This window comes from Paraburkholderia sediminicola, assembly GCF_046026675.1.
Classification (GTDB): domain Bacteria; phylum Pseudomonadota; class Gammaproteobacteria; order Burkholderiales; family Burkholderiaceae; genus Paraburkholderia; species Paraburkholderia sediminicola_F.
The window spans coordinates 2,811,413-2,833,830 of sequence record NZ_JAQQEY010000002.1; the positions used below are offsets into that span (position 1 = coordinate 2,811,413).

Below are 22,418 nucleotides of genomic sequence, written 5' to 3' on the forward strand. Positions count from 1 at the left end.
TATTCATAACCCCTGATTCAACAAATCTGTCCGATACTTTTGACATATTCATGATATTTGCCTAATCTATCGGACATGCCCCGTACCTTTCAACGCCCCTTTCCGTCGGTCGAGAAGCAGATGCGTGCGCTCGGCGAACGGCTGAAACTCGCCCGCCTGCGGCGTGAACTCCCAACCGTTCTGTTCGCCGAAAGGTTGGGCATTTCACGCGACACGCTGAGCCGACTCGAGAAAGGCGATCCGAATATTGCGCTCGGCACCTATATGCGGGCGCTTCGCGTGTTGGGTCTCGACAAGGACATGGACGCCATCGCCCGCGACGACGAACTCGGCCGCAAGCTGCAGGATCTCAAGTTGCCAGGCCAGCGAAAACCGCGTTCGAACACGGCCGGCGCCGCTCCTGTCACAACCGGGCAGCCGACAAAAAAACACACGAAGAAATCTGATGGTCAGCAATAAACCTCGAGATGCATTCAAGGTATTTCTCGACGCAACCGAACTGAGCAGCCAGCAACAGGTCGGCACCTTGTATCGCCAGACTGCGCGCACCGACTTGCCGGCATCGTTTGCCTATGCAAAGAGCTGGGTAGATGGCCGTAACGCATTCGTGCTCGACCCGCGCCTCGAGTTATGGACCGACGAGCAATATCCGCCGGCGAGATCCGCTGCATTCGGCGTCTTCATGGACTCGGCGCCGGATCGCTGGGGCCGCGTGCTGATGGAGCGCCGCGAGGCCGCAGCGGCAGATCGCGAAGACCGGCCCATGCGTAATTTGCAGGAGATCGATTTCCTGCTGGGCGTGCACGACCTGACACGAGTCGGCGCGCTGCGGTTTCAGGACGTGGACGGACATTTTCTCGACAACAGCGCCGATGCCGCACCGCCTGTCACCGACCTCGCGACCCTGGCGTATATCTGCCTGCGCATTGAAGAGGCAGATGTCGAAAAACTGCCCGAGTACGAGCAGTGGCTTGCGATGCTGATCGCGCCTGGTACCTCACTCGGCGGCGCTCGCCCGAAAGCCAATTTCACCAGCTTGGGCAATGATCTCTGGATCGCCAAATTCCCCGCGAAAGACGACCGTTACGACATCGGCGCGTGGGAATACATCGCTCACCGGTTGGCCAGGAAAGCCGGCATCTGGGTGCCGCAGTCCGAACTCAAGTATGTCGGCACACGTTATGGCACGTTCTGCGTCGAACGATTCGATCGCCGTGAAGGCAGCCGGCGCATGTACACCTCGGCCATGACCTTGCTCGAACGTCAGGATGGCGAATCGGGAGCAGGCTACCTGGACATTGCCGAGTACCTCGCCGACAACGGCGCACAAGGTCATATCGACGAAGATCTCGCTCAACTCTTCAGAAGAGTCGTCTTCAACGTACTCGTGGGAAACCGGGACGATCACCTGCGCAATCACGGCTTCATTCGCGAGCCTTCGGGCTGGCGGCTCTCGCCAGCGTTCGATATGAATCCAAATCCGAGCAAGCGGGAACACGCGCTCACGCTGAACGGTATGAGCGCCCTGCCGGATCTTGAAACCGCGATCGACACCGCTGAGTTTTATCGACTCGACGACGCAGACGCGCGCCGCATCGTTGTGGAAGTTCAAGACGCCGTCAACACATGGCGGGAAGAAGCCACTGCGCTGAATCTGTCCCGGCCCGAAATACAACGAATGGAGTCTGTATTTCAGGCGTGATCCCTTCGCATAGCGGCCACACGTCCGAGCCGTGCCAGTCGCATCCGGCGCCTTGACGCTCGGGTTCCGGCACATGTCTCCATACCCTTTATAATCCGGCATGATCCGAATCCCGCACCACCTCTCTTCGCAATCGGCCGCATACGGCCGATCCGTCCCCCACCGCGCCCCGGTGGCCGCATGAAAACACCTAAACGTCTGCTCCCGCTCGTCGAAGAGGGCCTGATCGACGAAGTCATCTCGCAGTTGATGAGCGGCAAGGAGGCCACCGTCTACGTGGTCCGCAGCGGCGAGTCCACGCGCTGCGCGAAGGTCTATAAGGACGCCAAACAGCGCAGTTTCCGCCAGGCCGCGTCCTATCAGCAGGGCCGCAAGGTAAAGAACAGCCGCCAGCAGCGCGCCATGGAAAAAGGCAGCCGCTATGGCCGCGAAGTGCAGGAACAGGCGTGGCAGAACGCGGAAGTCGATGCGCTGTTCCAGCTCGCCAACGCCGGCGTGCGCGTGCCGCAGCCCTTCATCTGCACCGACGGCGTGTTGCTGATGGAATTGGTGACCGATGCGGACGGCAATGTCGCGCCGCGTCTGAACGATGTCGAGATGACTGAGGCACGCGCGCTCGAATTGCATGCGCTGCTGCTCAACCAGGTGGTGCGCATGCTGTGCGCCGGGATGATTCACGGCGACCTGTCCGAATACAACATTCTGCTCGCGGCAGACGGCCCCGTGATCATCGATCTGCCGCAAGCCGTGGACGCCGCCGGCAATCTGGAAGCGCCGGCCATGCTGGAGCGCGACGTGAACAATCTCGCCACGTATTTCGGCCGTTTCGCGCCCGCATTGCTCGATACGACCTACGGCAAGGAAATCTGGTCGCTGTACGAAGCAGGCGCCTTGCACGTGGATGCCAAATTGACCGGCCGTGTCGAACTCGACACCACGCCGATCGATCTCGAAGCCGTGCTACAGGAGCTCGAAGACACGCGCCTCGACGAAGAAGCACGCCTGCGCTACGAGCAGTCGCTGCGCAGCGGGACGTAAGCGGGGCCAAAGCAGCAGCCCCTACGCAGCGCGTCAGCGACCAATAAGCAGCCGCTTCGCGAAGACGCTACGACGCGATGCGGCAGCTGGGCGCCTTGATCCTGGTCGACGAAGCCGCCGTACCTGGTGCCGGCCCCACCGATTCCCGCATCGTCACGCTCACCGGAAACTCGCGGATGATCTCCCACGACGTCCGGTAGCACTGATTGACCAGCCAGCGCACGGCGTTCTGCGTCAACTCCGCCGTCGGGATATGCACCGAGGTGAGCCCAGGTGCGGCATACGCAGCTGAATAATCATCGTCGTAGCCGATCACCGAGACTTCGTCCGGCACCGCAACGCCCGCCTGGTGGAAACGCGCCAGCGCGCTCACCGCCATCGTGTCGTTCGCGCAAAAGAGGCCAGTGAAGCGCCGTTTCGAATCGAGCAGCTTCTGCGCGGCAACGTAACCGCCTTCGGGCGAGAAGTCCGACTCGATCAGCGTGACGTCCTCGCGCGCAATGCCCTCGCGCGACAATTCGGCAAAGAAGCCTTCGAGCCGGGTGTGATTGTCCGACGCGCTAAACGGCCCGGAAATCACCGCAATGTCCCGATGCCCATGATCGAGCAGCGTGCGTGCCGCCAGTTCACCGCCGCGCCGATGATCCGCGCAGAACGACGCCTCCGGCAACTGATCGAATGCACGATTCAGAAACACCATCTTCGGATGCATGCGATGCAGCATGTCCAGATCTTCGTCGTGCAGATCGTGGCTGATCACCACCACACCATCGCAATCGCGGCCGATCAGAAAACGCACTGCCTCGATGGCCTGCTCGCGCGGCGACACTTCCCCGCAACCCGTCGCCACCACCACGTGACGGCGCACCGCCCGCAGTTCAGTGTCGGTCTGCTTGAGAATCGTACCGTAGTAGGAGCCGAAGAAAGTCGGCACGAAAATGCCGATCATGCCGAGCGACTGCGTCGCCATCGCCCGGCCGATGGACGACGGCCGAAAATTCAGCGCTTCGATGGCGACCTTCACACGCGCGGCGGCATCGGCTGAAATGGGTCCCTTACCGGAAATGGCCCGTGAGGCAGTCGACATGCCGACGCCTGCCAGTGCCGCGACATCCTTGAGTGTTGCCACGCGGTTCTCCGTCAAGCCTGTTGTATTCAACGACGCTGCATCCCATCACTACAGACGCGCGCCGCCTTCTTCCTCGAACAGCGAAATATGTGCGCCATCGAACGAGAACGTCGCGGCATCCCCAATCGCCACCGGCGTCTTCGTCTGGTCGATCGACGCGATTTGCACTCCATGATAGTCGAGCCAGATGACACGGTGGTTGCCCATCGGCTCGATCAGTGAAATGTTCGCGCGCTCGCTCATTTTTGTGCTTGAACCGCCTGGACCGCTTGAACCGCTTGAACCTTCCCCCACATGCACGTCTTCGGCCCGAACGCCGAGTACGCAAGACAGACGATCCGTCGGCAGGTTTTTGAAAGGATAGTGCGAAACATCGAGCTGCAATTGCGCTGTACAAAAGTGTAGCGCGCCGTCGCGCGTCTCGAGCGTGCCCTTGAGCACATTCATGGCGGGCGAGCCCAGAAACGTCGCGACAAACAGATTGTTCGGCCGCGCATAGACTTCGGCGGGCGTGCCGAACTGCTGGATCACGCCGCCGCGCATGACCGCCATGCGCGTGGCGAGCGTCATCGCTTCGACCTGATCGTGGGTCACGTAGATCATCGTCGCGCCCAGACGCTGGTGCAGTTGCTTGAGTTCACGACGCAATTCGGTGCGCAACTTGGCGTCGAGATTCGACAACGGCTCGTCGAACAGGAATACGTCCGCCTCGCGCACGATCGCACGGCCGATCGCCACGCGCTGCCGCTGCCCGCCGGAGAGTTGCGCGGGCTTGCGCTTGAGCAGCGGGCCGAGTTGCAGCATCTCGGACGCCCGCGTGACACGCCGTTCAATCTCCGCCTTCGGCGTGCCGTTGATACGTAACGCAAACGACAGATTGCGCTCAACACTCATGGTCGGGTACAACGCATACGACTGGAACACCAGCGCGATACGGCGATCTTTCGGGTCGGCCCAGGTCATGTCTTCGCCGGCAATTTCGATGCTGCCGTCGGTCACGTCGATCAGACCCGCGATGCTATGCAGCAAGGTGGATTTGCCGCAGCCCGATGGGCCGAGCAGCACGACGAACTCACCCGCTCGCACATCGAGATCGAGATTCTCGATCACCGTATTCGCGCCCAACTGGATCTTCAGATTGCGCACCGATACATTGGCCGGATTTGACAGGCCTGCGGTGTCCGCCACGTGGCCGACATTCGCTGCATCTGCCGCATCTGCCGGGTTAGCCATATCGGCCGCATTTGCCACATTAACCAGGTTTGTCATGCCATATCGCCCTATTCCCTATCCCTTGACGGCGCCGGACGCAATGCCGCGCACAAACCAGCGGCCCGAAATAAAGTAGACCGCAAGCGGCACCATGGAGGTCAGAATGGTCGCCGCCATATTGACGTTATAGAGCCTCTCGCCAGTCGTCGTATTGATGATGTTGTTCAATTGCACCGTCATCGGCAGGTTTTTCGTGCCGGCGAACACGAGGCCGAGAATGAAGTCATTCCAGATGCCCGTCACCTGCATGATGACCGCGACGACGATGATCGGCGTGGACATCGGCAGCATCAGTTGCAAAAAGATGCGCCAGAAACCGCCGCCGTCGATACGCGCCGCCTTGAAGAGCTCCTGCGGAATCGACGCGTAATAGTTGCGGAACAGCAGGGTCATCACCGGCATGCCGAAGATGGTGTGAATCACCACGATACCCGGTAACGAACTGAACAGGTGCACGCTCGCGAGCACGCGCACGAGCGGATAGACCATCACCTGCACCGGAATGAAGGCGCCCATCAGCAGCACGCCGAACAGCAGCCCGGCCCCGCGCGGCCGCCAGAACGACAGCGCATAGCCGTTCACCGCGCCGATCATGATCGACAACACCGTGCTGGGCACGACGATACGCACCGAATTCCAGAAGCCGACCTGGATGCCGTTGCAATCGAGTCCTGTGCAGGCGGACTGCCACGCAGCGCTCCATGCATCGAGTGTGAAATGCGCGGGGAAAGCGAGCAGATTGCCGAGGCGAATCTCGCTCATCGGCTTCACCGATGTGACGAGCATCACGTACAACGGCAGCAGGAAGAACAACGCGGCGGTGAGCAGAAACGCGTAGACGCCCAGGCGAGCAGGTGTGAACGCACGGCGCCGCCGGCGTGTACGGCTCGGCGTGCCGCCCTTCAGTGGCCGACTGAGCGTGTTCATCACACCTCCTTGCGCAACGCAGCGCGGCTGCGGGCATAGAAGAACGGTGCGAGAATTGCCAGCACCGTGGCCAGTAGCACGATCGACGCGGCCGACGCGAGGCCGATATTGGCCCGGCCGAACAGGTAATCCATGATGAACTTCGCCGGCACTTCGCTCGCGGTGCCGGGGCCGCCCTGCGTCATCGCGACCACGGCGTCGTAAAGCTTCACGACCATTACGAAGAGCAGCACGAAGGCGGTGGACATGGAAGGTCCGAGCATCGGCACGACGATGCTCGCATACACGCGCCAACGCGGAATGCCGTCGATACGTGCGGCTTTCCACAGTTCGTCGTCGATACCGCGCAAGCCGGCCAGCAGCAGCGCCATCACGAGACCGGACGCCTGCCACACCGTCGCGATGACAATGGTGTAGATCACCCAGTCCTGATCGACGATCCAGTCGAAGCGCGCATGCACGAAACCGAGCTTATGCAATACGGCCTGCGCACCCAGCTCAGGATTCAGAATCCACTGCCAGACCAGACCCGTTGCGACAAACGACATCGCATACGGATAGAGAAACACCGTGCGCAGCGCGCCTTCGGCCACTACGCGCTGGTCTATGAAAATCGCCAGCAGCAAACCGATCACCATGCACGCAACAATGAAGCACGCACCGTAGATCACGATGTTTTGCAGCGACAGCAACCAGCGGTCGTTATTGAAGAGCCGCGTGTACTGCGTGAGGCCCGCGAAGTCGCCGGAAGGAAACGTGCGCGAGTTGCTAAGGGACACGCGCGCGGTCCAGACCATCGTGCCGAGATACGCGCACACGACGGTCAGGACCATCGGCAGCAAGGCCAGCCACGCCGCTATCGGCAAACGCTTTTTTAGCGGCTTTTTCAGCGGCCCTTTGCGATGCCTGGAGTCGGCTGCTGGCAGCTTGAGCGCGTGCATGGCGAGCGCCTAGCTCTTCAACGCACCGGCAAACGCCTTCTGCGCATCGTCGACCGACTGGTTCTTGTTCCAGAAGTTAGTGATGACGTCGATCAACGCGCCCTGCGTGTCAGGCGAGAGCAGCATCTCCGGATTCGGCAACTGACGCGACTTGTCCTTCATGATCGCCATGCCCTCCTTCGCGCAGATGTCGAGACTGCTCACATCCACATCGGGGCGAATCGGAATCGAGCCTTTCTTCGCGCTGAATGCGACTTGCGCGGCCGGCGAGGTCATCACCGTAGCAAGCAGATTTTGCGCCTTGATTGCGTTGGCGTTGTCGGTTTTCGGGAATACGAATACGTCGCCCGCAACCAGATACGGCGAGTGCGGACCGAAACCCGGGAAGCAGCCGAAGTCCTTGCCGGCAGTCTGGTTGGCCGCCGAGAATTCACCCTTGGCCCAGTCGCCCATGATCTGCACGCCCGCCTTGCCGGAAATCACGAGCGCGGTGGCATCGTTCCAGTTGCGCCCGGGCGAGCCCGCATCGACGAAATCATGCAAGCGCTTGAACGACGCGAGCACCTTCTTGAACGCATCCGACTTGACCGCGTTCATGTCGCGATCGCGGTACACCTTCAGATAGAGATCGGGACCGCCTACGTCGGCGAAGACCGCGTCGAACGTGATCTTTTCTTGCCACGGTTGACCACCGAGCGCGAGCGGGATCACGCCCGCCGCTTTCAGCTTGCCGAGATCGGCGAGGAATTCGTCATAGTTCTTCGGCTCGGCGGCAATGCCGGCCTTCTGGAACACCGGCTTCGAATAGAAGAACCAGGCCGGCATGTGAATGTCCACTGGCGCGGCGTAGTAGTGACCCTTCACCCGGATGCTGTCGATGATCGATTGCGGGAACACGCCGTTCCAGTTTTCTTTCGCGGCGACGTCATCGACGTTGTTCAGCAAGCCCTGATCGATCAGGTCGTGAAACTGTTTGGAGGTATTGAACTGCGCGGCGGTGGGCGGATCGCCGCCGACGATCCGGTTGATCGCGGTGGAGCGTGCCTGATCGGCGCCGGCCACCGCGTTGTCGACCCACTGGCCACCGGCCTTGTTGTACGCATCGGCAAACTGGCGGATCGCGGCCGACTCGCCGCCGGAGGTCCACCAGTGGATTACGTTGGCCTTCAAGGGTTCCGCCGCGTGCGCGACGATGCCGTATAACGCCAGTGCCGCAACCACGCCTCGCAAGACCATTTTTCTGCTGTGCATTCCGTCTCCCCCGGGCTTTGCGCCCGTGTTCCAAGTCGACATACCAACCAGCTTCAATTGCCGTTAAGCCCTTGCCTTACGCTCCTTCAAAAATTTCGCCACTAACTCCGCACTCCGTTTGATCGTGCGCTTCTGCGTACTGTAGTCGACATGTACGACACCAAAGCGACGCTCATACCCAAACGCCCACTCGAAGTTATCCATCAGCGACCACAGAAAATAACCGCGAATATCCACGCCGGCCTTGATCGCCTGATCGACCGCTGCGAGATGGCGCTTGAGGAACGAGATGCGCTGCGTATCCTCCACATGACCGTCGGTCACTTGATCATCCGAGGCCATGCCGTTTTCGGTGATGTAGATCGGCGGCAGGTTGTGATAAGTCTTCTTGAAACCGGTCAGCAGATCGCGCAAGCCATCGGGATACACCTCCCAGCCCATCTGCGTGCGCTCGACGCCTTCGAGCGGCACGTCCCGGAATCCATGCGCGCCGTCGCTCGCGACGTTGGTGCGGAAATAATAGTTGATGCCGAGGAAGTCGAGCGGCGCGGAAATGGTCTGCATGTCGCCCTCGAGCACGAGCGGCTCGGTGCCCGGCCACAGCTCGAACAGGTCTTGCGGATACGCACCCTTGAGCAGCGGATCGAGAATCCACGCGTTGTGCTGGACTTCGAACAGATGCGCCGCGCGCTGATCCGCCGCACTGTTGCTATTGGGCGTACCGCGGCCGATGTTGGCGACGATACCTTTCTGCGAAGCCGGATCGTTGGCGCGCAATACCGGCACCGCAAAGCCGTGTGCGAGCAATAGGTGATGCATCGCCTGTGTCGCAAAGCGGTCATCGGCGAGGCCCGGCGCGTGGTGGCCGTTGCCGTAGCCGAGATACGCCGAACACCACGGCTCGTTGAGCGTCGCCCATGCGTCGACCGTGCCGGCCAGTTCGCGGCTCATCAGGTCGGCGTAGTCGGCGAAACGGTAAGCGGTGTCGCGATTGAGCCAGCCGCCGCGATCTTCCAGATGCTGCGGGAGGTCCCAGTGATAGAGCGTCACGAAGGTCGTGATGCCCTTCTCTTTCAGACGGTTCAGGAGGCGCTTGTAGAAATCGAGCCCTTTGCGATTCGGCACGCCTGCCGCGTCCATCACGCGCGGCCACGCAATCGAGAGCCGATAGCCTTCGAGGCCGAGAGAGGCCAGCATCTCGACGTCCGCTTCCCAGCGATGATAGTGATCGCAAGCAACGGCGCCGGTGTCGCCGGCCAGCACCTTGCCGGGTATCGCCGAGAAGGTGTCCCAGATCGACGGCAAGCGGCCGTCTTCATTCACCGCGCCTTCGATCTGATACGAAGCGGTGGCGGCGCCAAGCAGGAAGTTCTTGCGCCACAGCGTGGAGTCCGCGGGCGGGGTGAAGGAATCGGCGAGCGAGCCCCTGGAAACTGCTGGGGATAGGGTGTCGAATACAGCGGATGCGTCGTTTGCCACGGATTCTCTCCTGCGCTGAGGTCGTTGAACCGGGTACGGCAAAACTCGATGTGGATGCTGCCGGGCAGCTAGAGTGGAAGCGCTTCCACAAAGACCAGCGAACGATAGCAGTGGCGGATTGAACGCAGCAATCAGGGTTTGTCTGGAGGACTTGCTGGCATGCGCAGCGCCACGATGCGCCGCGCATTGAGTGTCCCTACGCCATGAGAGAGCGTCGCTCGGTTATGGCACTAACCTTTAGCCAAGATCGGGGCCAGCCTGGTTGGCTCAACTAATGGCAGGTTCAACCGCTGACTGTCCTAGTCGTAGTTCAGAACCACGGAACGCGATGGATCAACCTCCATCATCCCCCCTGAACTGGTCGGCTCGTCGATTGGGTGCGGCGTGACGTTCAGGTGTTGTTTGATGTCGGGTCGGCCCAATGCGATCGTATTGAGCATTGCAACTCCAAGTTGTCGTGCCAATTCGTCGTCAAACTTGAACTCTTCATCGTCCAGAAAAAACGGCACTTCCATGACTCCGCGAACGACCGTAGCCAGCTTGGCTGAATCGACAGCTTGCATGATCAACTGCTTAGGATCTTCGGTGTAGGTCAGAACCATGGAATATGGCGGATGTTTGGCCATTAATACCCTCTGCACTCTTGATAGATTTTGAATGCTCTCTGTTTACGCAGTGCGACGGCCCGGGCGCCGCCTATGTGGACAATCGCATTGCACATTTCGATTTGAGCTTCATAGCGCGCGAAGCATTCGCTCAAGAGATCTCCGGCGGCGCGGCCCGCGCCGCCGGACGGTCGTGATAAGAGGACAGTTCGCACCTTTCCCACGAGCACCATCAGGCTCGCTCCTGCCCCCTTGATACGATGACCAAACATGGGGCCATTGCGCTCGACCCTCTCGCCAATTACTCGTCTGACGGTCTGTCGGTCGGTGCCTCTGTAAAAGTTATGTATTGCTTGATATCGGGTTGACCCAGCGCGATCAGACTGAGCACGCCAGCACCAAATCGACGCGCAAATTCGTCGTCAAGTCTGAACTCGAATTCATCCAGTAAGACGGGCATTTCAATTGCCCCTTTCAACGCCGTGGCCATCCTTGCTCGCTCGACTGACTGCAAGATCAGCTGTTGACGGTCTTGGTCGTAAGTTACTACCACGGAACATGGTGGAAATCTAATCATCAGCGCCCCCTGCAATCCTGATAGTCATCAAATGCATTCTTCTTGCAAAGCGCGAGGCCCGCCAAACCACCCATATATTTGGCAAGCGAGTTACACCTGAACATATCGGACTCATACTTCGCGTGACAGTCCGCCTCACGCCACTCATTATCCCCGCTGCTCCCACACTTGACCATCCCACCGTTGCCACTTCCGGCTCCGAAGAGAGTGCTGTAAAGCGTTGACCTCTTCGCGGAGCTGGTCAGATCCGGCACAAGCGCAGGATACGGAACCTGCGACTGATCGCTCAGCATCAACTCAGTTGTCTCGCCCCACTTCGGAAGTGGTTCGCTCAGTTCACTACCAAAAAGCTTCCCCGTCAACTTGGCTTTCCACGCCATATAGCATTCAACGCAGAGCCCCGGAACGAAGGCCTTGGAGTCAGACTGAAGACCTGTGAGGTTCGCGGGTGGCGAAACCGGATCGTTACCCAACTCCCAATTGGTGAGCCACACACCAAGTTCAGCATCGCTGATCGGCTGCTGAACACCGCCATTCGCAGCCACCGTCGCTGTACGCGTCGACACCGTGCCGTTCGCAGCATAGCCGTACCGAACCACCAGTTTGCGGGCGAGTCCGCCGTTGACCACACCGGCCTTCTCGTCGTACTGAAAAACAGATACGCGCCCGCGCTCGTCGTAACTGATGTCCGCCTGACCGCTATTGCCTGCTATAGCTGTTGCACGATTCGCGGCGTCACGACTGAGCGTTCGCATCGACCAACCCGACACAGCGTCCCGTGTCGTTGCGATGTTGCCCCTTGCGTCGTACGTGTAGGTCCAGTCTTCAATCTTCGCGGCGTTCTGGGTTATCGTGGCCGACAGAAGACGGCCGGCATTGTCGTAGCGTGCGCCGACCGTCAGTTGGCTCCCCGTCCCGATCGCCTGCAGCCCCTGCTCGCCCGTCAGGTCGGTCGTGTCCCGCTCTGCGTAACCCGTAACGTTGCCGCGCGAGTCATAAACGAATGCGCGGATCTTGCCTGGCGTAGCGACCAAGTGCGGACGCAGCGAGCTGGCATCGTCATACTCAATCGTTATTACCGTCTTCTTCCCGGCGACTGTTGCAATCGTCTTCGTTGGCCGGTTGGCGCTATCCCATGTGTACTGCGTGTCTCCCTCAGGAGTCGTTCTCTGCGTCAGATTCCCTGCGATATCCCACTTGCGCGATATCGTTCCGGCCGGTGTAACGATTGAGCCAGGACGCCACTCATCCGGGAAACTGAAACTGTACGTGCTCGTGCCGTACATGTCGCTGAGCGTAGTCTTGCTGGAGTCATAGCTAAATGATGTATTGCGCGTCGTATCGGGATGGGAGACCGATATCACGCGTGCTTTGGCATCGTAAGTCCACGTCGCTATTCTCGATCCGGATTCGTCCTTTACGCCTGTCAACGCGTTGGGGAAACGGACATCCTCGTACAAATATTGACGAATGGAACCATCTGGATGGGTTACCGAAGCAAGATTGCCTTTTACGTCGTACGCATACCGAGTGACCTTGCCCATGGGATCAACCATGCCAACAATTCGATCGCTATCGTCATACTCAAGATTGATCCTGAATCCGTTCGGCCCTATCTGATCGACCGGCCACTGGTTGATCTGCACCATTCGCTGTCTGTAGTCAAACCCAAACTTGCGGAGCATCCCCGTGCGAGTTGTTTCGGAATAGAGATTTCCGTTGCCCGAGTAAACTTCAGTCGTACCGAGTAGTTCGTCTGCCAGGTGGTAATCTCCATTGCCAGCTTTCGTCAAGGAGAGCCCACGATTTCCCAACGTGGCCCACGCCTTGCCGCTCCACTTGAACGTCAGAGGTTGCTGGTTACCCCGATAAGCAACGATTTGCGGCGTGCTCGCATTAACCGCCGTCAGATCAATTCTGCGCTGCCAGTTGTTGACCCAGTTGCGACCCATCGCTGCCTGCGAGGTGTCATAAAGCCTCGAAAGATAGGTGCGCCCAAAGAAGAGCGGGAGCGCATCACCGCTCGCAAAGTCAGTCTCGGAAAGCGTGACGATGCCCTCTGCCGGCAACACCGGGTCCGCTACCGGGCAGGAACCTTCCGGAGAAGGAGGGACCGGTGCGCCACTGCAATAGTCCCTTATCCAGTCCGAAGCATTGGGACAGTTGTAGTAATTCATGCTGCTGTACGGATCGTCTGCACCCCTCGACATGGGTGTCGTGCCGGCCACCTGGATAGCGCACGTCGGGGTTCCGGGAGTTCCGAGAGACTTCTGATATGCCTGCAAACATTGCATGTAGTCAGCCGCGTTGGCGCCAAACGCGACTATAAGCAGCATGCATACGGCCAGCAGGCGAGTCACCATGCCTGCCTGAGTCTCGGTAATTTTTCTGTTTTTCATAGTCATCCTTATTAGCTTTACTTGGTTTAATCACAAGCAACCTATAAGGAGCATTCCATCCCCACTATCCAATAATTCATAAAATTGCAATTTCCAGAATTCCCGCACGCGCTTCTTTCAGGCTTCCTACGTAACCCGTATGGAATTACGCAAGAGCCCGTCAGCCATCAACGCATCGCAGTAAGAAAACCAGAACGTCAGGCGTGAGCCAGCTCCACGCTGCCCGTTGGACGCGAGATATACCTGCACAAAGATGGACAGAGACCGAGGGTCCGCTCAGAGACAGCCAGAAGGAAAAAGACGGAGTGCGGCGGCTGCCGCCCCAAAGAAACGATACAACGCGCTGGGCACCGTATTAAGTACCCAGCGTGACGCCGCAGTTAAGGCTTCTTCGCCGGCAAATTAAACGCACCACCATCATAAGCCTCGCAATACGCCTTCCAATCAGCCCCCACCTGCGCCTCGCACTGCGTCGCGAGTTCAATCAAGGGCAATTGCCAATCCTTGCGATTGCCGAACGCAATCAGCTCGTCCGCAATCGACGACTTCTGCCTGCCGCCGCTGCGCAGTTGCGCCCACGCGCTCAATTGGGCCATGCTGTTGACCACTTCTTCGAGCCGCGGCAGCTTACCGTCCCAGTCGCTCAGCGCCACGCGGTCTTCCGAAGGCTGCAAGCTGCGCAGCACATACGAGCATTGATTGAAATCGACTGCATGCAAGAACGCCTGCGAAACCGCCTGATTGCGCCGCTGAACTTCAACCACACGCTGTGCCTCGCTCTGCCACTTCGGCTGCGGTGTGCGTACATGCGGCGTTACCGAAGAAGGCAGCGCCTCTTTCAGATCGAGCAGATAGTTGCCGTCCGGTGAGCCTTTGCCTTCGACGAGGATCGCGTAGCGGTCCACCCCCAGGCTGCCGGTGCCGGCAATCCGCCGCGCCACGTCGACGATGCGATAGAAGTCCGGATTGGGCTGCCCGGCTGCGAACTTGTGCATGAATTCGGTGACTGTGGCGCGCGCCTTGTCGCTAACCGGCAGCGCTTTCTTGCCATCCACTTTGAGCACGCGGGCCTTGCCCTTGAGCGTGGTGCGCCGGTCCAGATGCGTGGCGCGCGTGCGGCTCGCCAATGCGTCAAACAGATCACGCACCATACCGGTCGATGTCTCCGCCTCGATCCAGCGCGATTTGCCAAAGGCGAGCGCCGCGCTATACGCATCGACCGCGGTGTGGCAGAGCGCGAGTGCCTGCGCGCGGCTCAGTTTGAGGTCGTTCGCGCCGACCAGCACGCTCGTGAGGAGCCGCACCAGTTCGTAAAGACTCGGCGCGAGACAGGCTTCGTCGAAATCGTTGTTGTCGAAATAGACGAGGCGGTTGTCACCCTTGTAGCTGCCGAAATTTTCCACATGCATATCGCCGCAAATCCACACCGGCGGCGCTTCGTCGAGCACCTTGTCGCGCGGCAGACGCGCGTAAAACAGATGACAGGTGCCGCGCAAAAACACAAACGGCGAACCACGCATGAGCTTGTACTTCATCGCGAGCCGTTCAGGATCGCGGCCAGCATTGAAGCTGGCAATGGTCTGTGCGATATCGGACACGTGTTTCTCCTTGATACGGCTCAATGCGGGTCCAGTACGGGTTCAATGCGAGCGGATCGAATCCACGAGCGCATGCAGATTGAGTGGCTTGACGCGAATCACACCGCCACGCGGGCTGTCGATATCGGCGACCAGCATGAACGACAGCGACACGATCAGCGGAACGATCAGCAACAACCCGGCTCCCGCTTTCAAACCCCGCGCGCCGTAGCCGACCAGCACATTGGCGCACACGGCGATCAGCCCCATCAACAGCCACGCCGCGACAGGAATGCGATTCCACCACGCGGCCTGCGTGTAGCCCTGCGTATTGAGCACGTCGTTCATTCCGGCGACAGCAAGCGCGGCCACCGGCGTGGGCTGCGCGGCAGCGGCGTTCTTCACTGTAGTCCACATTGCGTCCTGCAGGCGCGACGTCTCGGCATTGACCTTGGCGAGTTCGACGGCGTCACGCGTCGTGTAGAACAGTACGCGCTCGTCGAGATAGGTTTTCAGCAAGCCGCGCACGGTCGCCGCATCGGCGGCGGGCAACAGATCGGCGCGGACGTATTCGGTGCCAATCGCATTCGCCTCTTCTTCCTCGTAGTTCTTGCGTTGATCGTAGCGGCCTACCGCCATCGAGAAAGTGAAACCGATGATCAGCGCGAGCAGCGTCAGCGTGGCGGCCTGAATCACGCTGAAGTCGTCGCGTGCATCCTCGTCGATCTTTCTGAAGCGCCGCAGCAACGACGCGCCGACGCGCGCCGCGAGCCACAGCGCAACGAAGGAAATGATGAACACAAGTCCTGGATAGTCGAGGAGGTTTGGCATGGCGAGCGCTGTTCTTATCAGTGTTTTGTTGGGGGGAACGCTTTGGACGGCGATTAAATGTGCACAGCGACTGCATCATAAGAGACGCGGCGCGGATGCGAAAGCGTGGGGGCGGGCAGGTGAACAGGTTCGCAGCCTGCAGCATGCCGGCCGTCAGGAGCCTGTCATCAGATAGTAACGTCCGTCAGCGCTGACGTTGAAACCGAAACCACATTCCGTCAGCGAGCCATGCGTCGCTACATCGAGCGTCTCCGGTGCGGAGAGCTTGAACTCGATCAGGCATTTGTCCGCGCGTTTGTCCGCTGGCTTGTCCGTGTGTTTGTCCTCATGTTTGTCATAAGGCGCGAGATTGGTGATCCTCGCGGTTGCGTCGAGCGGCGCATCGCCGACACCATCGGTCACCGGCACACGCGCCACGCCGTCGTAGAACCGCACGTAGGCCGACAGGCTACCCATGTTCGCGCCCGGTTGACCGTCGGCGCCGACAGTCGGATACACGAAGTCGCCATCGATCCGGTAGACGCCGTGCCGCCCTTTCACCGGCTTCACCTCGATACTGTTCCACGCACCGAAAAACATGTAGCTGGCAAAGCGCGCGCCGTTCGGCGGCACACCTGCCACCACCGCTTTGTCCGCAATCGCCTCGAGACGTTGACGCGCAGCCGCTACCGCACGACCGAGCAGCGCGTCGTTGGGATAGTCGTTGCCGCGGCTCACCGCCGTGCGGTAGTACGCGCGCGCGTCCGGCAGCGCGCCCAGCCTCACTTGCACGTCACCCTGATGGACCAGCGCCATCGCCACGCGAGCCCGCGCCGAACTGGTCGCTTTCGGCGAGTTCTCTTCGTTCGCCTGCATGGCAGTGGCCTCCGCGAGCGCGGCTTCCATCGCGACCAGCGTTTGCGCGTCCTTGAGGCGCCCTGCTTCGAGCGCGGCCACGCCCAACGCCGCGCATGACGCGTTCGTGCGGCACGGCACGTCCTTGCCCGCCAGCAGGTTGCGCCGATAGAGTTCGGCGCGCGAATCGGCCGCTTCCGTTTGCGCAGCGACAAGCGCAGGCATGAGCGCTGCAATGGCAGCAGAGACGGCAACGGCAGCAGCGGCGGTTTTGACGTTCATGAGCAAGAGAGGACGGTGGTGGCGACGTGTTTCGAACACGCGCTTCAAGTAGCCGTATGCGCCGCACGTTTGACGTGGGTTGCCACGGACGCTGGCCGTGATGCTGACAGAAAACCGGCGATTGCGCGAACCCTTGCATGGCGGCAAAGCGGACGGCCAATCGCGCGATTCGGTCGCAACGCCCGGCACGCGGCTCTCCGTGACTTTTGAGCATGCACGGCGGCTTGCATGAAACGCATTCGACCGGTCATGCGGCACGCATCAAGCCGCTTGTCATACCCGAGTCATACATGATTTTTCGCATTGGCAATGCGTTCGTTTGAAACTGTTCCCGTACGGAGGAACAGCAGAACAAAAGGCGACGCGCCTTTATCCGAGGGCCTGCACCCCGAACTTCTTACGATACGCGCCCGGGCTCGTCAACGCGATACGCCGGAAATGCCGCCGCAGCGATTCTTCGGAACCGAAGCCCGCCAGCTCAGCCACGCGCGCCATCGGCAACGGAGTCGGCGCCTCAAGCAGTTCTCGCGCAATCGCCACGCGTTCACGCACCAGCCATTCGTAGGGCGCCATGCCCGTAGCGTCGTGGAACTGCCGCTGAAGCGTACGCGGGCTCATCGCCGCCCATTCGGCCAGCGAGCGTAAGGTATGTGGCAACGCAGGGTGGCGGCGCACCCAGTCCATCAGCTTCGCAAGGCGGCTGCCTTCGTCTTGCGGCATCGGCCGCGGCACGAACTGCGCCTGACCGCCCTCGCGATGCGGCGGCACCACGAGACGCTGCGCGACCCGGTTGGCTATCGCGCTGCCATGATCCCGCCGCACCAGATGCAGCAGCATGTCGAGCCCTGCCGCCGATCCCGCCGAGGTGATGATCTGTCCTTCGTCGACATATAACGAATCGGGCTGTACGCGTAAGTGCGGATAGCGCTGCTGCAATTTGTCGGCGTAGCGCCAGTGTGTCGTGACGGTCTTGCCATCGAGCACACCCGCAGCAGCCAGCACGAACACGCCGGAGCAGATCGAGCAAAGGCGCGCGCCGCGTTCGTAGGCGGCGCGAATCTTTTTCAACAGCGGCTCGGGTGGCAATTCGTCGGCATCGCGCCAGCCGGGAATCACGATCGTGTCAGCGCGATCCAGCAGCCTGAGCGTGTACGTCGCGGCGACGGTGATGCCGCCGGCTGCGCGAATCGGACCGGGTTCGCTCGCGCATACCGCGAAGCGATACCAGTCCACACCGAGTTCAGGACGCTCGAGCGCGAACAGTTCGGTCACACAGCCGAATTCGAAGGTACAGAGCCGGTCGTAAGCCAGCGCGACGACAAGATGATTGAGCATGGCGTGATGTTACCGGAGATTGACGATTGCGCCACTTACCCGGTGCGTGGGGTGTCGCGACAATGAAGGCTCCAGAATCGCTTCGCCAGACAACCACGCTCACTGTCCAACCGGAACTTCGCCATGTCGACGCTCAACACCCTCACCGCCCACAACGCCGTCACCGCCGTCCCTGCCGCCGATAGCGCCGCCGCCCTTGCCCACTTCCAGGCGTCGCTGCAATTCGAAACCGACTGCTCGGACGTGTCCGCGGCACTCGCGAGCGGCACGTCCGGCTTCGTGCTGCTCGACGTGCGCAGCCCGGCGCTGTTCGAACAGGGCCACGTGCCGGGTGCACTGAACCTGCCGCACGGAAAAATCGTGGCGTCGAAGCTCACCGAGTACCCGCAGGACACGCTGTTCGTCACCTACTGCGCAGGCCCGCATTGCAACGGCGCCGCACGCGGCGCACTGCGTCTCGCGCAGCTGGGACGCCCCGTCAAACTGATGGTCGGCGGCATTACGGGCTGGCTCGACGAGGGATTAACCCTGGTACACACCACGCCAGCCGTGTGATGCTCAAACCCCATGACTAACATATTGAAAATCAATTAAATAAACGCCACCAACTGTCGATAACAAGTTCAGCCGCTTCCCTCTTGCGGTTGGACTTAACATGCAGAGCTCATACAATTTTTGGCTGGTCGGAATCTCGTTCGTCGTTGCGACGCTGGCGTCGTACACGGCGCTCGATTTGACGGGCCGTATCTTCCTGCTGGCGTCGGCCGGTCTGCGGCACGCGTGGCGCCTCGGCGGCGCCGCCGCGCTCGGTGTCGGCATCTGGTCGATGCACTTCGTCGCCATGCTCGCCTTCAAGCTGCCGATTCCGCTCGGCTACGATTTCGCGACCACTGCTTATTCGCTTGGACTCGCGATCGGCGTGTCGTATCTGGCGCTGGTCGTGACGACCCATGTGCGGCTCACGCCGCTTCGGCTCGTGGCCGGCGGCGTGCTGATGGGCATCGGCATTGCCGGCATGCACTACACCGGCATGGCGGCGATGCAAATGACACCGGGCATCCACTATCAGCCGGCCTGGTTCGCAGGCTCGCTGGCGATCGCGATCGGCGCCTCGACCGCTGCGCTGTGGATGGCGCGCGCACTCAGTAACGATGACGAACTCCACGTTTTGCGCAAACGTTTCATTGCGGCGCTGGTGATGGGCGTCGCGATCAGCGGCATGCATTACGCCGGCATGGCGGCCGCCGAATTTCTGCCCGGCGCCGTGTGCGGCGCGGCCAAGGGCGTGAACGCCGCATGGCTCGCGACTTCGGTGATCCTGTTCACGTTTGCGATTCTGATCGTCACGCTGATACTGTCGCGTTTCGATGCGCGCACCAGCTTTCTGGTCGGCGCAGTCTCGAAGCTGAATGGTCAGATCGTGCGGCTCGCCACGCTCGACACGCTGACGGGCCTGCCCAACCGCAGCACGCTGACCGAACGCATCGACCGCGCAATCCATAGCGCGCGCCGGCAGCGTTCGCTGTTCGCCATCCTGTTCATGGATCTCGACGGCTTCAAGACCATCAACGATTCGCTAGGTCATTCGGCCGGCGACGAAGTGTTGTCCGCGTTCGCCCAGCGCCTCCTGCTGTGTGTGCGAGAGAGCGACACCGTCGCGCGTCTCGGCGGCGACGAGTTCGTCGTGCTGTCCGAGAACCTCGCGTCGCGGGAAGACGCCGGCGCGATGGCCGAAGGCGTGCTCGAACGGATGCGCCAGGGCATATGGACCGATTCGCAGCCGCTGCAGGTGATGCCGAGCATCGGCATCGCGCTTTTCCCCTACGACGGCGATACCGTCGACACGCTGCTCAAGCATGCCGATGCGGCCATGTACGAAGCCAAGCGCGCGGGCCGCAGCACCTATCGCTTCTTTGAACAAAGCATGAACGAAGCCGCGACGCGCACGCTGCAAATTCAAAGTGCGCTGCATGAAGCGCTCATCGCCGGCCATTTCTCACTGCATTTCCAGCCGAAGTTCCACGGCAGCGGCGACTCGCTGGCGGGTGCCGAAGCGCTGATCCGCCTGAATCATCCGCAACTCGGCGCACTGGCGCCGCTCGAGTTCATTCCGATTGCCGAGCGCTCGGGCCAGATCGTGCAGATCGGCAACTGGGTCCTGCGCGAGACGTGCCGGCAGATTCGCCGCTGGGTCGACCAGGGCCTGCCGTCGATGAAAGTGGCGATCAACCTGTCGCCGCGCCAGCTGTCGCAACCGGACCTCGTCGCGACGATGCTCGAGATCGTGCAAGCTGAAGGCGTGCAATGCGGGCAGATCATGTTCGAAATCACCGAAACCGTCGCCATGCAGGATGCGCAGAAAACCATCGAGATGATCCGCGCGTTCCAGGCAAGCGGCTTTGAAATCGCCATCGACGATTTCGGCACCGGCTATTCGAGCCTCGCCTATCTGCAACGCTTTCGCGTCAAGCAGCTGAAGATCGACCGCTTCTTCACCAACGGGCTCGACGAGCACGGACCGGAAGGCAGTGCGATCGTTTCCGCGATCATTGCGCTCGCCCACTCGCTGGAAATGGACGTGGTGGCCGAAGGCGTCGAAACCGAATCGCAGCTCGACATGCTCAAGTCGATGATGTGCGACGAGATGCAAGGCTTCCTGCTAGGCAAGCCGCTCACCGCCGAGGACTTCGGCGAGCTGCTGCGGGCAAGAATGGTGGCCGCATGAACATCCTGATCTGTTTGAAATATGTATACCTTCGCGACCCAGTTCGCCCATCATGGCGCGCCTGCTGCGTCGCCTCGTTTTACCTATGAGCAGGAACAAACAGATTGGTTGCCGGAGACTTCATGAAAATTGACGTAGCGACGTTCCAAACGGTGTGGCTGATCACGTTCCTGTGCAGCGCCCTCATCACAACAGCGCTTTCGCGTATGTTCGCGCAGGTGGGTGCCTTCCGCTTCTGGGCCGTCGGCTTTTATCTGCTTGCCACCGCCACGGCATGCTTCACGTTGCACAAGATCTGGCCCAACGACCTGCTGTTGCTGGCCACCGCGACGCTGGCGTTGCAAAGCCGCATTCTGATCTGGACGGGCACGCGCGATCTGTTCGGTGCATCGGTGCCGTGGCGCGCCGGCCTCGTTGTCACTGCTGTGTTCTGCGTGCTGTATGGGAGCGTGCTGGCATGGCATGCGCCGCTGGCGGTCCGCGCCAGCCTGCTGGCGCTGTTTTTTGCGCCGTGCCGCGCGGCGACACTGTATGAAGTGTACCGGCGGCGCCGTCCGCAACTTGGGGCGGCACGTATGCTGGTGGCGGTGGGTAGCGGTATCGCGACGCTCAATGCCATCGTGCCGCTCGTGCTGGTATTGCTCGACCGCTCCAATATGACGCTGCTGTACGGCAATCCTCGCACCACCTCGGCGCTTTATGCCGTCGTGTTTGCAGGCGATCTGCTGCTGACTATCGGCCTGATCGTGCTGGCCTTGCATCATCTGATCGTCGAACGCGACATGCTCGCCACGCTTGACCGCGGCGCGCTGGAGCGTCTCGCCGAGTCAAGGGAAATGCGCGGACTGCACGAATCGCGCACGCAGCGCGACGTGCTCGGCCACGACACGTCCACGCAGCGCCAGACGCTGCCCGGGACTGTTTGAGGCGGCGCGGGGCCAATTAGCTGCTTGGCCAGTCAGCCGATTAGCCGGCCTTGCGCGCCTCGCGTGCGGAATCGGCCACCGATACGAGAATCGGCGCCGCCTGCGCGGCTTCACGCTTGGTGAGCTTGCCGTCCACCGAGGCGCCGCAATCCATCCGCAACTGCTGGTAGTAGATGTTGCCGGTCACGTGCGCATTGCTCTGCAGCTCAACGAAGTGATCGGCGATCACGTCGCCGACTATCCGGCCGTTAACCACCACATCATAGCCATGCACGTTGCCTTCGATCGAGCCGCGGTCGCTCAATACCAGCAGCGTCTGGGTGCCCGGCTCGCCGCTGACGTTGCCCTTCACGTGGCCGTCCATGCGCAGGCCGTCACTGAATATAAGGTCGCCCGTGATCCGCACGTCGTGTGCGATGAGGGTGGCGAGCTTGGTCCGCTGGATGCCCGCGTGTTTTTTCTTGCTGAACATAAGTATCTCTATGAATTGGAAATGTTCGTCGCGTGATGCTTTCCGGGCGACGAGCCGGGAGCTTGCTTGCTGGATTGCCGTTCTTGCCGCGTTGCGGTGTTGCGCGCCTCGGGTTA

Annotated in this window: 20 protein-coding genes; 6 read left to right on the plus strand and 14 right to left on the minus strand. The window is 60.8% G+C overall.

What is annotated here, in order from left to right:
* Nucleotides 1-75: 75 nt before the first annotated feature.
* The 3 genes from PQQ86_RS32235 to PQQ86_RS32245 all read left to right on the plus strand — a co-directional run bounded on the left by PQQ86_RS32235 (nt 76) and on the right by PQQ86_RS32245 (nt 2,740).
* On the plus strand, nt 76-459 hold the full coding sequence (locus PQQ86_RS32235; RefSeq protein WP_408276380.1) for a helix-turn-helix domain-containing protein: 384 nt from the start codon (nt 76-78) through the stop codon (nt 457-459).
* Complete coding sequence (locus PQQ86_RS32240) at nt 446-1,702, plus strand: type II toxin-antitoxin system HipA family toxin (RefSeq protein ID WP_408276383.1); 1,257 nt, start codon at nt 446-448, stop codon at nt 1,700-1,702. Before PQQ86_RS32235 ends, PQQ86_RS32240 begins: the two co-directional genes overlap by 14 nt.
* 180 nt (nt 1,703-1,882) lie before the next feature.
* A complete protein-coding gene (locus PQQ86_RS32245; protein WP_408201475.1) occupies nt 1,883-2,740 on the plus strand; it encodes a PA4780 family RIO1-like protein kinase in 858 nt (285 codons plus the stop codon).
* A gap of 67 nt (nt 2,741-2,807) precedes the next feature.
* On the opposite strand, the gene PQQ86_RS32250 is transcribed toward PQQ86_RS32245, so the two are convergent.
* The 13 genes from PQQ86_RS32250 to ftrA form a co-directional block, all read right to left on the minus strand.
* The gene (locus PQQ86_RS32250; RefSeq protein WP_408276386.1) at nt 2,808-3,869 is read right to left on the minus strand and encodes a LacI family DNA-binding transcriptional regulator; all 1,062 of its coding nucleotides are present in this window, start codon (nt 3,867-3,869) and stop codon (nt 2,808-2,810) included.
* Between the two features lie 48 nt (nt 3,870-3,917).
* Nucleotides 3,918-5,102: an ABC transporter ATP-binding protein gene (locus PQQ86_RS32255; RefSeq protein WP_408279414.1), complete on the minus strand. Its 1,185-nt coding sequence runs from the start codon at nt 5,100-5,102 to the stop codon at nt 3,918-3,920.
* Between the two features lie 54 nt (nt 5,103-5,156).
* Nucleotides 5,157-6,068: a carbohydrate ABC transporter permease gene (locus tag PQQ86_RS32260; RefSeq protein ID WP_408276389.1), complete on the minus strand. Its 912-nt coding sequence runs from the start codon at nt 6,066-6,068 to the stop codon at nt 5,157-5,159.
* Nucleotides 6,068-7,009: a carbohydrate ABC transporter permease gene (locus PQQ86_RS32265; RefSeq protein WP_408276392.1), complete on the minus strand. Its 942-nt coding sequence runs from the start codon at nt 7,007-7,009 to the stop codon at nt 6,068-6,070. Before PQQ86_RS32265 ends, PQQ86_RS32260 begins: the two co-directional genes overlap by 1 nt.
* Nucleotides 7,010-7,018: 9 nt before the next feature.
* Complete coding sequence (locus PQQ86_RS32270) at nt 7,019-8,260, minus strand: ABC transporter substrate-binding protein (RefSeq protein ID WP_408276395.1); 1,242 nt, start codon at nt 8,258-8,260, stop codon at nt 7,019-7,021.
* 63 nt (nt 8,261-8,323) lie between these two features.
* Nucleotides 8,324-9,739, minus strand: a complete 1,416-nt coding sequence (locus PQQ86_RS32275) for a GH1 family beta-glucosidase (protein ID WP_408276398.1) — start codon at nt 9,737-9,739, stop codon at nt 8,324-8,326.
* Nucleotides 9,740-10,038: 299 nt separating this feature from the next.
* On the minus strand, nt 10,039-10,365 hold the full coding sequence (locus PQQ86_RS32280) for a hypothetical protein (protein WP_054038824.1): 327 nt from the start codon (nt 10,363-10,365) through the stop codon (nt 10,039-10,041).
* Between the two features lie 280 nt (nt 10,366-10,645).
* On the minus strand, nt 10,646-10,834 hold the full coding sequence (locus PQQ86_RS32285; protein WP_328822815.1) for a hypothetical protein: 189 nt from the start codon (nt 10,832-10,834) through the stop codon (nt 10,646-10,648).
* 86 nt (nt 10,835-10,920) lie between these two features.
* Nucleotides 10,921-13,320 (minus strand): DUF6531 domain-containing protein, encoded by a 2,400-nt coding sequence (locus PQQ86_RS32290; protein WP_408276403.1) that lies wholly within the window; start codon nt 13,318-13,320, stop codon nt 10,921-10,923.
* A 380-nt stretch (nt 13,321-13,700) separates the two neighbouring features.
* Nucleotides 13,701-14,918, minus strand: a complete 1,218-nt coding sequence (locus PQQ86_RS32295; RefSeq protein WP_408276406.1) for a DUF2252 domain-containing protein — start codon at nt 14,916-14,918, stop codon at nt 13,701-13,703.
* 42 nt (nt 14,919-14,960) lie between these two features.
* Complete coding sequence (locus tag PQQ86_RS32300) at nt 14,961-15,728, minus strand: bestrophin-like domain (RefSeq protein ID WP_408276409.1); 768 nt, start codon at nt 15,726-15,728, stop codon at nt 14,961-14,963.
* A 153-nt stretch (nt 15,729-15,881) separates the two neighbouring features.
* Complete coding sequence (locus tag PQQ86_RS32305; protein ID WP_408276412.1) at nt 15,882-16,787, minus strand: hypothetical protein; 906 nt, start codon at nt 16,785-16,787, stop codon at nt 15,882-15,884.
* Between the two features lie 426 nt (nt 16,788-17,213).
* Nucleotides 17,214-18,179 carry a transcriptional regulator FtrA gene (gene ftrA / locus PQQ86_RS32310; RefSeq protein WP_408276415.1) on the minus strand — a complete coding sequence of 322 codons (966 nt, stop codon included), beginning with the start codon at nt 18,177-18,179 and terminating at the stop codon, nt 17,214-17,216.
* Between the two features lie 123 nt (nt 18,180-18,302).
* On the opposite strand from ftrA, the gene PQQ86_RS32315 reads away from it, so the two are divergent.
* The 3 genes from PQQ86_RS32315 to PQQ86_RS32325 all read left to right on the plus strand — a co-directional run bounded on the left by PQQ86_RS32315 (nt 18,303) and on the right by PQQ86_RS32325 (nt 21,830).
* Nucleotides 18,303-18,734 carry a rhodanese-like domain-containing protein gene (locus PQQ86_RS32315; protein ID WP_408276418.1) on the plus strand — a complete coding sequence of 144 codons (432 nt, stop codon included), beginning with the start codon at nt 18,303-18,305 and terminating at the stop codon, nt 18,732-18,734.
* A 100-nt stretch (nt 18,735-18,834) separates the two neighbouring features.
* A complete protein-coding gene (locus tag PQQ86_RS32320) occupies nt 18,835-20,904 on the plus strand; it encodes a putative bifunctional diguanylate cyclase/phosphodiesterase (protein ID WP_408276421.1) in 2,070 nt (689 codons plus the stop codon).
* A gap of 122 nt (nt 20,905-21,026) precedes the next feature.
* Nucleotides 21,027-21,830: a hypothetical protein gene (locus PQQ86_RS32325; RefSeq protein WP_408276424.1), complete on the plus strand. Its 804-nt coding sequence runs from the start codon at nt 21,027-21,029 to the stop codon at nt 21,828-21,830.
* A gap of 40 nt (nt 21,831-21,870) precedes the next feature.
* On the opposite strand, the gene PQQ86_RS32330 is transcribed toward PQQ86_RS32325, so the two are convergent.
* Nucleotides 21,871-22,302 (minus strand): bactofilin family protein, encoded by a 432-nt coding sequence (locus PQQ86_RS32330; protein WP_408276427.1) that lies wholly within the window; start codon nt 22,300-22,302, stop codon nt 21,871-21,873.
* Nucleotides 22,303-22,418: the final 116 nt, after the last annotated feature.

Coding starts and splice junctions, on each gene's coding strand:
- PQQ86_RS32325 (WP_408276424.1), top strand. CDS start 21,027: ATGAAAATTGACGTAGCGACGTTCCAAACGGTGTGGCTGATCACGTTC.
- PQQ86_RS32285 (WP_328822815.1), bottom strand. CDS start 10,834: ATGGCCACGGCGTTGAAAGGGGCAATTGAAATGCCCGTCTTACTGGAT.
- PQQ86_RS32305 (WP_408276412.1), bottom strand. CDS start 16,787: ATGCCTGCGCTTGTCGCTGCGCAAACGGAAGCGGCCGATTCGCGCGCC.
- PQQ86_RS32320 (WP_408276421.1), top strand. CDS start 18,835: ATGCAGAGCTCATACAATTTTTGGCTGGTCGGAATCTCGTTCGTCGTT.
- PQQ86_RS32315 (WP_408276418.1), top strand. CDS start 18,303: ATGTCGACGCTCAACACCCTCACCGCCCACAACGCCGTCACCGCCGTC.
- PQQ86_RS32245 (WP_408201475.1), top strand. CDS start 1,883: ATGAAAACACCTAAACGTCTGCTCCCGCTCGTCGAAGAGGGCCTGATC.
- PQQ86_RS32240 (WP_408276383.1), top strand. CDS start 446: ATGGTCAGCAATAAACCTCGAGATGCATTCAAGGTATTTCTCGACGCA.
- PQQ86_RS32260 (WP_408276389.1), bottom strand. CDS start 6,068: ATGAACACGCTCAGTCGGCCACTGAAGGGCGGCACGCCGAGCCGTACA.
- ftrA (WP_408276415.1), bottom strand. CDS start 18,179: ATGCTCAATCATCTTGTCGTCGCGCTGGCTTACGACCGGCTCTGTACC.
- PQQ86_RS32265 (WP_408276392.1), bottom strand. CDS start 7,009: ATGCACGCGCTCAAGCTGCCAGCAGCCGACTCCAGGCATCGCAAAGGG.
- PQQ86_RS32235 (WP_408276380.1), top strand. CDS start 76: ATGCCCCGTACCTTTCAACGCCCCTTTCCGTCGGTCGAGAAGCAGATG.
- PQQ86_RS32300 (WP_408276409.1), bottom strand. CDS start 15,728: ATGCCAAACCTCCTCGACTATCCAGGACTTGTGTTCATCATTTCCTTC.
- PQQ86_RS32270 (WP_408276395.1), bottom strand. CDS start 8,260: ATGCACAGCAGAAAAATGGTCTTGCGAGGCGTGGTTGCGGCACTGGCG.
- PQQ86_RS32290 (WP_408276403.1), bottom strand. CDS start 13,320: ATGAAAAACAGAAAAATTACCGAGACTCAGGCAGGCATGGTGACTCGC.
- PQQ86_RS32280 (WP_054038824.1), bottom strand. CDS start 10,365: ATGGCCAAACATCCGCCATATTCCATGGTTCTGACCTACACCGAAGAT.
- PQQ86_RS32255 (WP_408279414.1), bottom strand. CDS start 5,102: ATGGCTAACCCGGCAGATGCGGCAGATGCAGCGAATGTCGGCCACGTG.
- PQQ86_RS32330 (WP_408276427.1), bottom strand. CDS start 22,302: ATGTTCAGCAAGAAAAAACACGCGGGCATCCAGCGGACCAAGCTCGCC.